At 58.7% G+C, this 12,914-nt stretch carries 12 protein-coding genes; 3 read left to right on the top strand and 9 right to left on the bottom strand.

Annotated elements, in window-relative coordinates; all coding sequences use genetic code 11:
- Positions 1-165 precede the first annotated feature (165 nt).
- A complete protein-coding gene (locus FHS81_RS10820) occupies positions 166-1,407 on the top strand; it encodes a glycosyltransferase (RefSeq protein WP_183752871.1) in 1,242 nt (413 codons plus the stop codon).
- Between the two features lie 188 nt (positions 1,408-1,595).
- Entirely contained in the window at positions 1,596-1,865 is a 270-nt protein-coding gene (locus tag FHS81_RS10815) for a hypothetical protein (RefSeq protein WP_183752869.1), read from the top strand.
- A gap of 45 nt (positions 1,866-1,910) precedes the next feature.
- On the opposite strand, the gene FHS81_RS10810 is transcribed toward FHS81_RS10815, so the two are convergent.
- Complete coding sequence (locus FHS81_RS10810; RefSeq protein WP_183752867.1) at positions 1,911-3,323, bottom strand: TrkH family potassium uptake protein; 1,413 nt, start codon at positions 3,321-3,323, stop codon at positions 1,911-1,913.
- Positions 3,324-3,411: 88 nt separating this feature from the next.
- The gene (gene trkA, locus FHS81_RS10805) at positions 3,412-4,794 is read right to left on the bottom strand and encodes a Trk system potassium transporter TrkA (RefSeq protein WP_183752865.1); all 1,383 of its coding nucleotides are present in this window, start codon (positions 4,792-4,794) and stop codon (positions 3,412-3,414) included.
- Between the two features lie 248 nt (positions 4,795-5,042).
- Here trkA and FHS81_RS10800 point away from each other — a divergent pair, with 248 nt between their 5' ends.
- A complete protein-coding gene (locus tag FHS81_RS10800) occupies positions 5,043-5,294 on the top strand; it encodes a hypothetical protein (protein WP_183752863.1) in 252 nt (83 codons plus the stop codon).
- A gap of 133 nt (positions 5,295-5,427) precedes the next feature.
- Here FHS81_RS10800 and FHS81_RS10795 read toward each other — a convergent pair whose 3' ends face one another.
- From FHS81_RS10795 to FHS81_RS10765, 7 genes are read right to left on the bottom strand one after another with little or no spacing between them, the layout of a single operon-like run.
- Complete coding sequence (locus FHS81_RS10795; RefSeq protein WP_183752861.1) at positions 5,428-6,741, bottom strand: sigma-54-dependent transcriptional regulator; 1,314 nt, start codon at positions 6,739-6,741, stop codon at positions 5,428-5,430.
- Positions 6,738-8,159, bottom strand: coding sequence for an ATP-binding protein (locus tag FHS81_RS19270; protein ID WP_183752859.1), 1,422 nt, complete (start codon positions 8,157-8,159; stop codon positions 6,738-6,740). The genes FHS81_RS10795 and FHS81_RS19270 overlap by 4 nt, the downstream gene beginning before the upstream one ends.
- Before the next feature lie 57 nt (positions 8,160-8,216).
- Entirely contained in the window at positions 8,217-10,379 is a 2,163-nt protein-coding gene (mnhG, locus tag FHS81_RS10785) for a monovalent cation/H(+) antiporter subunit G (RefSeq protein ID WP_183752857.1), read from the bottom strand.
- Positions 10,376-10,672 (bottom strand): MrpF/PhaF family protein, encoded by a 297-nt coding sequence (locus FHS81_RS10780; RefSeq protein ID WP_210281650.1) that lies wholly within the window; start codon positions 10,670-10,672, stop codon positions 10,376-10,378. Before FHS81_RS10780 ends, mnhG begins: the two co-directional genes overlap by 4 nt.
- Positions 10,669-10,989, bottom strand: coding sequence for a Na+/H+ antiporter subunit E (locus tag FHS81_RS10775; RefSeq protein WP_183752855.1), 321 nt, complete (start codon positions 10,987-10,989; stop codon positions 10,669-10,671). Before FHS81_RS10775 ends, FHS81_RS10780 begins: the two co-directional genes overlap by 4 nt.
- Positions 10,986-12,521, bottom strand: a complete 1,536-nt coding sequence (locus FHS81_RS10770) for a proton-conducting transporter transmembrane domain-containing protein (protein ID WP_183752853.1) — start codon at positions 12,519-12,521, stop codon at positions 10,986-10,988. Before FHS81_RS10770 ends, FHS81_RS10775 begins: the two co-directional genes overlap by 4 nt.
- Positions 12,521-12,913 (bottom strand): NADH-quinone oxidoreductase subunit K, encoded by a 393-nt coding sequence (locus tag FHS81_RS10765; protein ID WP_183752851.1) that lies wholly within the window; start codon positions 12,911-12,913, stop codon positions 12,521-12,523. The genes FHS81_RS10770 and FHS81_RS10765 overlap by 1 nt, the downstream gene beginning before the upstream one ends.
- Position 12,914 lies beyond the last annotated feature (1 nt).

The raw sequence follows: 12,914 nt of genomic DNA, 5'->3' as shown, positions 1-12,914 counted from the left end.
CGGATTCCGCACGTTGCCTCCCATCGGCAAGCGTGTCTTCTTTCTCTTCGGTGTCGTCGGCTTTGTGACTAATTCCAGCAGCGGCCGCGACAGATCGAGCTGAATCATGTTTCGCCGGCCGGCGAACATTGCAGCCGGTATCGGTATAGGTCGGAAAGGCAGCAGATGCGCTTTGCTATCCATACGTTGGGCACGCGCGGCGACACGCAGCCCTATTTGGCGCTCGCCAGCAAGCTTCAGAGGCGGGGCCACGAGGTGTTGATCGTCGCGCCGGCTCAATTCAAAGACTTGGCGGAAGCGGAACGTGTACCTTTCGCGCCGCTGCCAGCCGAGTTTCTCGCAGTGCTCGACTCGGCCGAGGCGAAAAGGATGATCAGTAAGTCCGGCACCGGCTTCGGCGCAGGCTTCAAGCTGCTGAAATTCTACCGAGAAATCAGCCGGCGACTGCTCGACGCCGAGTGGGAAGCCGCCCGGTCGCACTCTCCCGACGCAATTCTGTTCCACCCCAAGGCGCTAGGGGCCCCTCACATCGCGGCGAAGCTCGGCGTCCCCCTCTTCCTCGCGTCGCCTTTGCCGGGCTTCACTCCGACTGCGGCCTTTCCGACGCCGGTTCTCCCCTTTGCCTCGCTTGGCCCGCTCAATCGGGCGAGCCATTCACTGATGATTCATGGCGGCAGCATCATGTTCGCGAAGACGATTCGCAAATGGCGAGCGGAAAGGCTCGGACTTCCCGCTCGCGGCAAGGCCGCATCACTCGCCGGCACGCTCTACGGCTATAGCCCGCACGTCCTGCCGAAGCCGCACGACTGGGGTGCAAGTGTTGCGGTGACCGGCTACTGGTTTCTCGACACGCCGGACTGGAACGCTGACGGCGAGCTTGCCGCTTTCCTCGCGGCCGGCGAGCCTCCGATCTATGTCGGCTTCGGCAGCATGCCGGGCGTTGATCCGCAACGGATGGCGAGTCTGGTGGTCGAGGGGCTGCGGCTAGCGGGCAAACGGGGCCTGCTCGCCACCGTGGGCGGCGCGCTCGGGCGGATCGAGCCGAGCGAAAATATCCACGTCATCACTGGCGCGCCGCACGACCGGCTTTTTCCGCTCATGCATGCCACGCTCCATCACGGCGGCGCCGGGACCACGGGGGCTGCGCTGCGAGCCGGCAAGCCGACGGCAGTCTGCCCCTTCTTCGGCGACCAGCCCTTCTGGGCCCGCCGGGTGGTCGCTCTTGGGGTGGGGCCGAAGCCGCTCGACAAGCGCGCCATGAGCGCCGATGATCTCGCCGCCGCTTTCCGCCTCATGGACGATCCCGCGATGCGCGTCCGCGCAGCCGAGCTGGGTGCCGCCATTCGATCGGAGGACAGCACAAGAACCGCCGTTGATTTCATAGAGCAGAACCTTGTTGGAGTTTGACCGCGGCGTCCTCGGGATTCCCGACGACACAACGGCGTTCTTTGAGCCGGAGTTCGCGAAGGCAGTGATGGCCGTACCGAGCTGGGGCAGAGACGTCAAAGAGGTTCACGGCTGCTGATCGGGCTCGCTGTGCTGGTGCGGGTGATGACCCTGCCGTTGTTGGAATCACGAGGTGGATCTAATCGATAATGAGTAACCAACTCGATCAGAAATCCCGTGCCACGGTCGGCCGGTTTGGGCTTAAGCTGGTCATCTCGGTCATTCTGGGGTCGTTCAGCGAGGTTGGTCGCACAGTCGGCCCGGACGGTTGGCTGGCCCTGTCCGCACTTCTTTCTGCCGCCATAGCCCTGTTCAAGAGGGACAGGTTCCCGACCCGCGGGTTCAATTATTGGGACGAAGCACTTTGGCTGGTGGCTGCCTCGGCGGGGTTGCATGTCCTCTTGAGAGAGTTCGCGTGACCACTATGCCAAAGCAGAAGGCCACTCGCAATCTACGTTGGGACACTAGCTTCGCCAAAATCGAGGAACAAACAGAACCAGCACGGTAAAGAGCTCAAGACGCCCGAGGAGCATCCCGAACGAAAGGAGCCATTTTGCGCCATCAGGCAAGGAAGAAAAATTGCCAGCGGGGCCGATGATATCGCCCAGGCCCGGTCCAACGTTAGACAAGGCAGTCGCGGCGCCTGAAGCGCTTGTCAGAAAATCAAGGCCGAAGGCCATCAATCCTATGGTAAGGAACAAATAACACATGAAGAACACTGCGAAGAACGCGACGACTGAGCCGATTATTTCGTCGTCGAGAGGGCGTCCCGCGTAGGAACGAGGAAAAACACCGCGCGGAAAAAGAAGGCGCATGAAGTGCGCCTTCAGCATTACCGCCATGACTTCGAAGCGGAAAATCTTAATCCCACCCGCCGTAGAGCCAGTGCAACCTCCAATGAAGGTAAGACCGAAGAAAACACCTATCGCTACGTTACCCCAGGCGGCGTAGTCCACGGTGGCATAACCGGTCGTGGTTACAACCGACACCACATTGAACGCGGCATGACGGAAGGCGGGTTCAATCGCGTACTGACCTGAAAGCGCAAGCCATAATCCCATCAGCAGGATCACCAACGCGAGAAATGTCAGCATGGTTCTGACCTGACGATCCCAAAGCGCCATATGGTCGCCAGCGACGAGACGGACATAGAGAACGAATGGGATGCTTCCCGCAAGCATGAAGGCGGTTGCGAACCACTGGATGCCATTCGCTTCCCAGGTCCCGAATGAGCCGTCCGACGTGGAATAGCCGCCGGTTGCAATCGAGGTCAGCGCATGCGCAACCGCATCGAACAACTGCATCCCTGCAAGCCAATAAGTGAGTGTAGCGAGCAACGTCAGCCCGAGATAGATTGCACCGATGGTCTTCGCGATTTGGCGGACCCGCGGCATTGCCTTTTCGGAACGATCGGATGACTCCGTGCGGAAAAGTTGCATTCCACCGATGCCCAGGGCGGGTAGGATCGCAATCGCGGTTGCGATGATCCCAATTCCTCCCATCCATTGAAGGATTGCGCGCCAAAGCAACAATCCGGGAGGCGCGTCGTCCAGCCCAGCGATCACTGTGGCGCCGGTGGTCGTTATTCCGGACACCGCCTCAAACACGGAATCAGCGAGGCTGCGACTGACGATGCCATAATCAGAGAAAAAGAACGGCATCGCGCTGACCGCGGCAACGCTGAACCAACTAAGCGGGGTCAGCATGAACGCTTGCCGCAGCGTCAGTCCTGCCCTCAGTGATCCGCGGTTTCTGAATGTGAGTGAAGCTCCGATCCCTGCGGAAAATACAGATGCGACAGCGAAGGCCCGCCAGGCAGGGCTGCCAGAGTAGACATCGACGAGCATCGGGAACACCATCATTCCGGCCGTAGCCATTAGCACCCATCCGATTAGAAACAGGATAGGCCGGATTCCAAAGCCTGAGACGGTGTGAAGAGGCGCCTTTAGACGGCGGGATTGAGTATCAGGCACGCTTCGTCTCCGCACCAAGCAATGCCTCGGCGAGCTGGAGGTAGCTATAGGTGACAAGCGCCACTACATGATCACCGATCTGCAAATGAGTATCCTTTCTTGGGATCAAGACCTCGCCATCTCTGACAACCGCCCCAATTTTCATTCCTCGCGGCAGGCCCAGTTGATCAAGCGGGCGGAGCAAAAGTCTCGATTGCTCGGTAATCTCCGCTTCGATGACCTCGCCAAAGTCCTCACGTAATGTGTATAGGGCAGCGATGGAGCCGCGACGGACATGCCGTAAAACGGTGGAAATTGTCACCGCGCTTGGATTCACTACCGCGTCTATGCCGAGCGTCGGGATCAGGGTCTCGTAGGTTCGCTTGTTAACGAGGCTGATGGCGCGCTTGCAACCGGCCTGCTTAGCCAAAACAGAAGCGAAAATGTTGACCTCATCGTCGTTCGTGACCGCGACGATGGTTTCTGCGAGGCCTGCTTGGGCATCCTCGAGAAGCACCCCGTCCAATGCATCGCCGTGCAGAACGATCGCTCCAGACCCAAGCTCGGCCGACACATGCTCTGCGCGTTCGCGATCTTGCTCGATGATCTTGATATCGATTTTCGGGGAGGCCTTCCGGATTTTTTTTGCCAAATGCAGGCCAATATTCCCCGCGCCGACAATCACGATACTTCTGGCCTCCCGCTCCTTGTGGCCAAAGGCCACCATGACATCTGTCACTTTGTTTGACTTGGCGATCACATAAACATCGTCGCCGATCTCGATCCGGTCATGCTCATCGGGTACAAAGCTGCGACCCTTGCGGACAACCGCGACAATCGACATGCCGTCGAACTGGTCACCTTCCGAAATGTCGAGAATGCGTTGACCAACGACGGGGCAATGTGGTTGCTCGGCGTGTATGCCTAGCAATATGACTTGCTTGTTCGCCATCGGGACCATATCGAAAGCTCCCGGTGTGCGGAGCCGGCGCGCAATGCCTTCAGCGATCTCTATTTCGGGAGAAATGATGATGTCGATCGGAAGGTGTTCGGCGGCGTAGAGACCCGACTTATCTTGTTCAAGATAGCCGGCGTGTCGCAGTCTTGCGATCCGCCGTTTGACGCCAAACAGCGAATAGGCCATCTGACAGGCAACCATATTGACTTCGTCCGACCGGGTGACGGCGATCAGCATGTCGGCTTCCTGGGCGCCTGCTTTGCGAAGCGTTCTGGGATGCGAGGCATGCCCTACCACGCCACGAACGTCGTAGCTTTCGTCGACGCGCCGAATCAAATCTGGATCCGTGTCAACAACGGTGACGTTCATACCCTCGCTTGCAAGGTGCTTGGCTATTGTCGTGCCGACTTGACCAGCGCCGCAAATGACTACTCTCATTGTCGGACTCCCAATATTGTTTAGTCGTATCCGTACACCGTACGTTCTTCGCAGCCCATCTTGTTTGCGAAACCCGCTGTTGTTTTGAATATTGAGGTCTGGATGACCAATCGAAATGGCAGATCAGCCGTGGTCACGTCCGAGCGCATGGCATTAAGCTGAGCCTGTTGGCGAAGATTGTCGGCTGCGCTATCGTGCATATTATCAGACGGGGTTTGCAGGCGCGAACATGATCGAGGAACCGGAAGATGACATTTGCGGCCAGATTGATGGTTGAGAGAGGGTCCATTCGGGACAAATCGCAAGATTGGGGCGAGTACACTTTTGTCTCTCTTCCATCGCCCGGAGACCGGATTGCCGCAGATTATGACGGCGCGATGCATTATCTGACGGTGATCTGTGTGCATCATAGGCCGGTCCATATTCACAGCGACGCGGATCAGGGGGGGCATACGTCGCCGTCGGCCGAGGTCGTCGCCAAATGGACAAGTTCTGACTGAGCGTCGCACATGCCCTTCCGAGATGACGCTCGTGAGGCATCATTTCCAACTCGGCTCCAGTTGTGGGCTTTGGCGAGTGCGCATTGGATGGGAATGTGTAATGAAGGGCCACCAGATCAATCGTGGCCAAACATCACTGCTTCGATTTTCCTCGCCGCTTCCAAAGCGTTGTCCGCGAAATGCCCAGTTGCTTTGCGGCCTCGCCGATCCGGCCGTGAGACGCAAGCAGCGCCCGTTCGATCAATTCGGCTTCCGCACGTTGCCTCACATCAGCAAGCGTGTCTTCTTCCTCTTCGGTCTCGTTCAATCGTGTTTCCGGGAAAATCTCTGCGGCTTCCAGCATGTCGCTTCTGGCAAATACGGCGGCTCTTTGGAGTCGATTGCGTAACTCTCGGATATTCCCTGGCCAGCCGTGGCGTAGAAGGGTTTGCAAGGCGTTACTGGACAATTTGAGATCAGGACCGCTTTCCGAAGAAAACTCCTTTAGGAACCGCTGTGCCAAGGGCTCGATCTCGCCCCGTCGCTCACGAAGCGGGGGTAACGGAATCTCGATCACCGACAGTCGATAATAGAGGTCGGCGCGGAATTTGCGGTCCAAGCGCAACTGGCCAAGGTCGGCGTTGGTAGCTGCGATGACACGACCGGCGAATGTCTTGTCCTGCCTCGCTCCTACAGGCCGAAATTGTCCGTTTTCGAGCACACGCAACAGGGCTGTTTGAAGACGCGCATCGAGCTCGCCGATTTCGTCCAGCAAGAGTGTGCCATCCGCCGCTTCTTCAAAGTAGCCAACGTGCCCATGGACGGCTCCGGTGAAGGCGCCTCGTTCGTGACCGAAAAACTGGCTCTCCAGAAGGTCGTGAGGGATTGCACCACAATTGACTGCGACAAAAGGCGAGCCAGAGCGGGACGAGTGCGCGTGAAGATATCGCGCGGCGACCTCCTTCCCGACGCCGGTTTCTCCGGTGAGCAGTATCGGAAGGTTCGTAGCGGCGGCCTTGTGCAATTGTTCCGCGATCGTTGTGGTTACCGGTGACAGCGCAAACGCATCCGTTTCCGCTTTCTCCGAGCGGCTGGCTCGATGGATTAGGCGTTGCCGAATGCGCTCAACGAGTTCGTCCACGTCATAGGGCTTTGTCAGATAGTCATCGGCGCCAGCCTTGACCAGCCGCACCGCCTGATCGATTTCGCCGAAGGCGGTCGCGAACAAGATCGGCGTGTCGCCAAGCCAAGGCTGCGCCTTCCTGAAGACGTCCTCGCCAGACCCGTCCGGCAAAACGATGTCCGACAACACAAAATCGGGCTTGCCTCGTTTCAGAGCAGCAATCGCTTCAGCGCAGCTCTGCGCCCACACAGGCTCGAAGCCCTCAAGTTCCAGTCGTTGATAGATCGCGCCGCCCAGGATGGGGTCGTCTTCGATGATCAGTATTTTTGAGCTTGTCGCGCTCATGTGTTGGTCCTCCTGTCCTGCAGGGGAAAATGGAGCGTAATTCGGGTGCCTTGGTTAGGGGTGGAAGCGATGGCAACATGGCCCTGAAGACGTTCGACGAGACGTATAATCACGGCCACACCGAGGCCGGGACCATCGGTTTCGATTACGCCACTTTCCATTGCGTGCGCAATGCCGCAGTCTAGGCCGCTGCCCTGGTCTTCGACAGTTACGACAAGCTCATCCTCATGGATCCGCGCATCCAACGTCACTGTATCGCCTTTCGATGACGCGCGCACCGCGTTGAGGAGCAGGTTCAGGACAACCTGGCGCACCTCCAGCGCCGCGACCGCGACGGTTTCATGCATGTGAATGTTTAGCGCCACAGCCACCTCTCGGGATCGACCGTCGGCTTCAACAAGCAGATGGAGGTCTTCGAAATCCTGCCTCGAAAGCGGACGCCATTCAGGCCGGGCGCGATAATTCTCCAATGTTGCGTCAACCACGTGTTCAAGCGCGACAATGCCCCGTTCGAGGAACTCGACTGCTTCACCGCGCGGCTGGTCTCGATCACCGAAACGCTTCAGCGTACTGATGGCTGTACGCATTCCTCCAAGCGGGTTCCTCACTTCATGCGCTATCGTGGCCGTCAGCCGGCCGAGATCGGCTTCACGCTGCTGATCCGCCAGATGGGCAAGCAAGCTCTCTCTCTCGCTCGCTGCGTGCGCCAAGGCGTTGAAGGCGTGCATCATGCGCTCGGCTTGAACGTCGTCGCCAGGAATCTCTTGCAGAGCGATGGGCCGAGGCATGCCAAGAGCGGCATCGTAGAGATGCTGCGCGACCGTTGCCATGGGGCGCTGCATACGCCGAACCATGAAGAAGCCGATGATCGCGCATGCACCGCTGAACACCAGATCAATGATAAGCAATAGCCACCGAATAGACGATCGTTCGTCCTCGAATGAGGATATGTCCAGATTTGCCAGAATGGTTCCGAGGCGTTTTCCCTCGCTGCCCGTCAACTGTCGCCAGATCCAGATTGTACCATCGTCAGATCTGGAAAAGCCGTTCCCATCCGCAAGCACGTCGACAGGGACAGTTTCGGCGGCATTGATTTCGGGGCGCATAGCTTCGATGACCGTTCCCGCGCGGCTGTCGATGAATGTCAGTCGCCGATCGATTATGCCTTCATGGAACATCAGCGCCCGTTCCAAGGTCGCGCGTATGGAACTCCCATCGTTCGCAGTTGCGTGAGGCAACAGTGATGCGGAAAGCCCGTCCAGATAAATCTGTCCGAACGTCTCGACCTGTCGATCAGTTTGTCGGCCCATGAAGAAGATCGCGGTTTGCGTTGAAGCGACAGCGACGAAGAAGATCATCGCCGCCGCGATTACTGGCAGCCGGACCGCAACGGGCAATCCTGTCGATCGTTCTCGCACGCCATCACTCTCCAAGCGAATTCGTTCACTGGAGAGTCGCAATCTCATGGCATCAACTCAACCGAAAACGACTATGGGAATGTCGGAATAATCGGGACGGGAAATCGCTCGGGCACGATTGATCCATCCGACATGTCCTTCATTTCCAAAAATCAGGACGTCCGGTCGCTGTGAGCGTTTAGAGAATACGTCTCCGCGTTCCTCTTCCATCTCGAGGGTTGCAGCTGAAATTTTGCGCGCCGCGTCGATTTCCTCGTCACGAATGGCTGGATCCGGAAGCAGGCGCAGCTTGGCCTCCGGCCATGGGTTGGTAGCTAAAAACCACTGCAACATCCTGTCACTGTGTGGGGTGCCATCATGAACGAAACTGATCGTCTGGACTTCGTCTGGTGATTTCGCGACGCTGATGAGCGGATATATTCCTCGCCGCGCGAGATATTCCAGCGGATTGGCGCGGCCTTCACCGACGCCATGGTCGAACCAGCTATCGCGGCCGATAAGCATGAGCGTTCGCGGACGTTGCCTGGTCCGCAATATTTTCACCGGATCGCCTTCTTCCATGAAAAGGGAGAAGGAAACGCCCGCTGTTTGAGCGCGCTGTTCAAACGACTGAACGGTGTCCGCCAGAGAACGTCGTGCTTTCTCGAGGAGGTTGCGTCTCAGATTGGCCGCGTAGGAGATGCCTCCGACAGGCAGGGGCCCGGCATAGCGCAACATCTTCGTGTCGACGACAGCAAGCCCGACCAGCGGAATACGATGCGTCCTTGCAAGCGTTATGGCCTGATCGATAGTCTCATCGGCATGTGCGCCGTTAGCCAATGTTACGACGATTTCCGAGACACTGGCGGGACTGTCATTTTGACCGCCATTCCGTCGCATGGCCCGCCGTTCGTTCTCGGTGAAGCTGAGCGCCTCACCGAGCCTTTGTGTTACGCGGGTTGCCGGTCCAATGCCGACGTCCGATAGTCGAAAGCGCGTCTGCAATGTGCTTTCGTCCAGTGCGTCTTCAAAGAGAAGAACCTCTCCCTTCCAGCCGGGGGAGATTCTCTCGGTCCATTTGTGGCCGTACCATTTTGTGCGCAACGGCCTTGGCGTCTTTCCCAAAATGAGTGCATCAGCGCCCGCAAGGTGCTCCGGTATTTCGGAATCGCCTGGCTTGACGGATGCCATCTGATGAAGTGTTAGCGTAGCGCCGAATCTGACGGCGATCGCCGCGACCTCTTGTTGACGCAGTTCGTCTCCCTGCCAAACCAGATGAAGTTTCGGATTGCGCCACAGCCCGTTAGACAGAGCCCACTCGATGACATCGAGAATGTGCGCGGCCCCGTCGTCGCGGATTACAACCTGCTGATTGTCCACGGGAGCGGGACGGGAGCCGACGAAAAGAACGGGGCCGCCGTGCAGGCTGGGCAAGCGCAGAAGACCATCAGGACCCCAGCTCATACCTGGCGTGGGCAGGTCCGCGCCATGATGGAACCACCCCTCCGACGGCATGAGAAGCAGCACGTCGGCCCCTCCGGCTACGGCGAGCAAATCTTCAGGATCGCCTTCCTCGGTACGGATATCGACAGACTGGCCTGCGTGACTGATCAGAGCATTGAGCTGTTCAAGCGCCTGTTGGGCAAACCGCTCGACGACGTCGTGGGTGTTGGCCGGATCACGGGTCGCGTCCACCATGCCTTCATCGATTATGACATGTGCGGATGGCCTAATCCCTGTCGTGTCGGCCAGTGCAAGGGCTCGCGATGCAACAAAATCCACCTGATCGCGGATGACACCGAATCTGATGTCTTTGATGGCGGGGAGACGAGCCTGTGTTTGCTCCCGACCTGACACCTCCTGATCGAACCCTGTGTAAAGAGGTTCGATGCCGGGCAGGCGGTCGAAATTGCCTCGGCGAAGTTCACCTTGGAGCTGATCTTTTCGCGTGCCTGTCCACAGTGGCACTCCGCCGACATAGCCGGCGCGCGCAAGTAGGTGCCCGGCAACCGGCGTTGTCATGAGCAGGAAAATTACCGCGATCGCCACCTTGATCCACATGCCGGGAGACGGCTCGGCGAAAGCGACACCGACCAGGATAAGCCCGCAACCAGCCACGCCTGCCTTGGTGGCGGCATGCAGGCGCATGAAGAAATCCGGCAAGCGGAGGACCCCCACAGCGGCGAGAAGGCAGATGGCCGCTCCGGAGACAGTGAAGAAAACCGAAAGAAGGGCGGTCATTGTTCCTCCTCCTCTTCAATGGAGCCATGTTCGATGAAGCCGGCGAAGGCGACAGCGGCGAGGAAACTGACCAGAGCGACGCCGAGCGCGATATCGATAAATGCGGTTGAGCCCGATACGATCACGGCCATTCCGGCGGCGCTCACGCCAAGGATCCCCAGCAGATCCAGTGCGACCACGCGGTCAGGCCCGCTCGGTCCCCGCACGATGCGGATGCCGGCGCAGACCATCGCGGCGAGCAACAGAGCGACCGTAAGGACGGTGCCGACTGTTTGAACGGTCTCGATCATCATGACAGCACCTCTTTCACGCAGCGTTCGAAGCCGTTCTTGATGTCGGCCACGCTCTGATCGGAGGCGTTGAGCACATGGCAATAGAGCGTCTTGCGGTCTTCGCTGACATGCAGGCTGGTGGTGCCGGGCGTCAGCGTGATCATGTTGGCAAGAAGCGTGATCCCCGCATCGCTTTTGACATCAAGTGGAACAGCAAGAATGGCCGAATGGATTGGCCGATGCGGATCTATCACGGTGATGGCGACGTCCTTGACCGAAAGCGCCAGGTCTCTGAAGAACAGGCCGGTCAGCCGCAACCAGGCGAGGAGCGCGCTCATGGGTTTACCTCCGTGATATTTTGGGAAGGGCCGAAGACGGCATCTATGTAGCTGGTCTTGTCGAGGAGCTGAGCGCCGGCGCGCATCGAAAAGTCCACGAAGGGTTCGGCGAACAGTCCGATGGTAAGCGTGATGGCGGCGAGTGCCACAATCGGCGTGAGCATGAGGAGCCGGGTCTTGCGATCGGCTTGCCAGGCGCGGAGGGGCTCAGCCGAACTTGCTGGCGCGGCCTTCCAGAATGCCTCGTTCCAGATCTTCAACATCGAGTAGAGTGTCAGAAGCCCGACCAGCAGGCCCGACACGGCAAGTGCGATATGGTTGGCATCTAGACTGGCCTTGATGACTGTGAATTTCGACCAAAAGCCCGAGAGCGGCGGCAGACCTGCGAGCGACAGTGCCGGGATTAGGAAAAGAACACCTAGCATCGGCAAGCTCGCATAGAGACCGCCGAGTTTTTTCAGATCGAACGAGCCTCCGGCGCGCTCGATCACCCCTGCGATCAGAAACAGGTTCGCCTTAACGATGATGTGGTGGATAACGTAGAGGATCGAGCCGCCGACAGCGAGCGGTGTAGCGACGGCGATGCCGAACAGCATGTAGCCGATCTGGCTGATGATGTGGAAGGAGAGGATGCGGCGGATGTCGAAATGCGCCGCCGCGCCCAAAACACCCGTCACCATGGTGAAGATGGCGATACCCGCCACGATCGGCCCCGTATAGCCCGCATCGCCGTCGAATAGCAGCGTGAAGGTGCGGATGATGGCGTAGACACCGACCTTGGTGAGCAAAGCCGCGAAAATGGCGACGATCGGAGCAGATGCGGTGTGATAGGCAGCCGGCAGCCAGTAGAAGAGCGGGAACACCGCCGCCTTGGAACCGAAGGCCATCAGGAACATGACGGCGAGCGTCGTGACCAGCCCCTGATTTTCCAAAGTCGGCAGCACGCGGGCTAAATCTGCCATGTTGAGCGTGCCGGTGATCCCATAGAGGAATGCAACGGTGATGAGAAAGAACGTCGTCGCGATCAGGTTCAGCGTGACATATTTGATGCCTGCATCGAGTTGGGCGCGCGTGCCGCCGAGCGCCAGCAGGCCAAAGGACGAGATCAGCATGATCTCGAACCAGACATAGAGATTGAAAATATCACCCGTCAGGAACGCGCCGGTTACGCCAAGCAGCAGGCCTTGGTAGAGCAAGTGATAGAAGGCATTTTCCCTGGGCTCGATATCGCCATTCAGACCGTAGATGCCAATGGCGACGGCCATGATGCCGGTGATCAACACCATTGCGGCCGCGAACATATCGGCCACGAAGACTATGCCGAACGGTGCATCCCAATTACCGAAACTGGTTGCGAGCACGGTCCCGTCATAAACCGCCGCCGTGAGTGCTAGTGCCGAACCAAGAAGCCCGACGCTCGCAACCAAACTGACGATGCGTTGCACAGGTTTGTTGGACCAGAACAGCGCGCAGAGAGCGACTCCGAGAGCTGGAAACAGGATGGGAAGCGTTAGCAGGATGTGCGCGCTCATCAGGCGGATTCCTCCACCTTACGGGACTTCTTGGTCGTGGCCTGTGGCAATGGCTCGGCTTCCCGCATGGCGTCGGCGTCGAGCGTGCCGAGGCGGCGATGCGCGCTTTCGAACAGAACGACGGTGAATGCGACCAGGGCGAAGGAGATCACGATCGCCGTCAGGATTAGTGCCTGGGGCAGAGGGTTGGCTCCGCCCGCCAATGCCGCTTCACCGGCGGGAACCAGCGGTGGCACGCGGCTCTCCAACCGGCCCGCGGTGAAGATCGAAAGGTTCGCCGCGTTACCCAAAACAAGCAGGCCGAGAACGATTCGAAGCACGTTGCGCGACATCAGAAGATAGGCGGCCACGGCCACCATCACGCCGAATGCTATGGCAAAGACAGGCTCCATC

Origin of the sequence: Pseudochelatococcus contaminans (assembly GCF_014195635.1) — a bacterium.
Taxonomy (GTDB): Bacteria; Pseudomonadota; Alphaproteobacteria; order Rhizobiales; family Beijerinckiaceae; genus Pseudochelatococcus; species Pseudochelatococcus contaminans.
The sequence above is the reverse complement of the archived record's forward strand: the minus strand, read 5'-3'. Positions and strand labels throughout refer to the sequence as shown.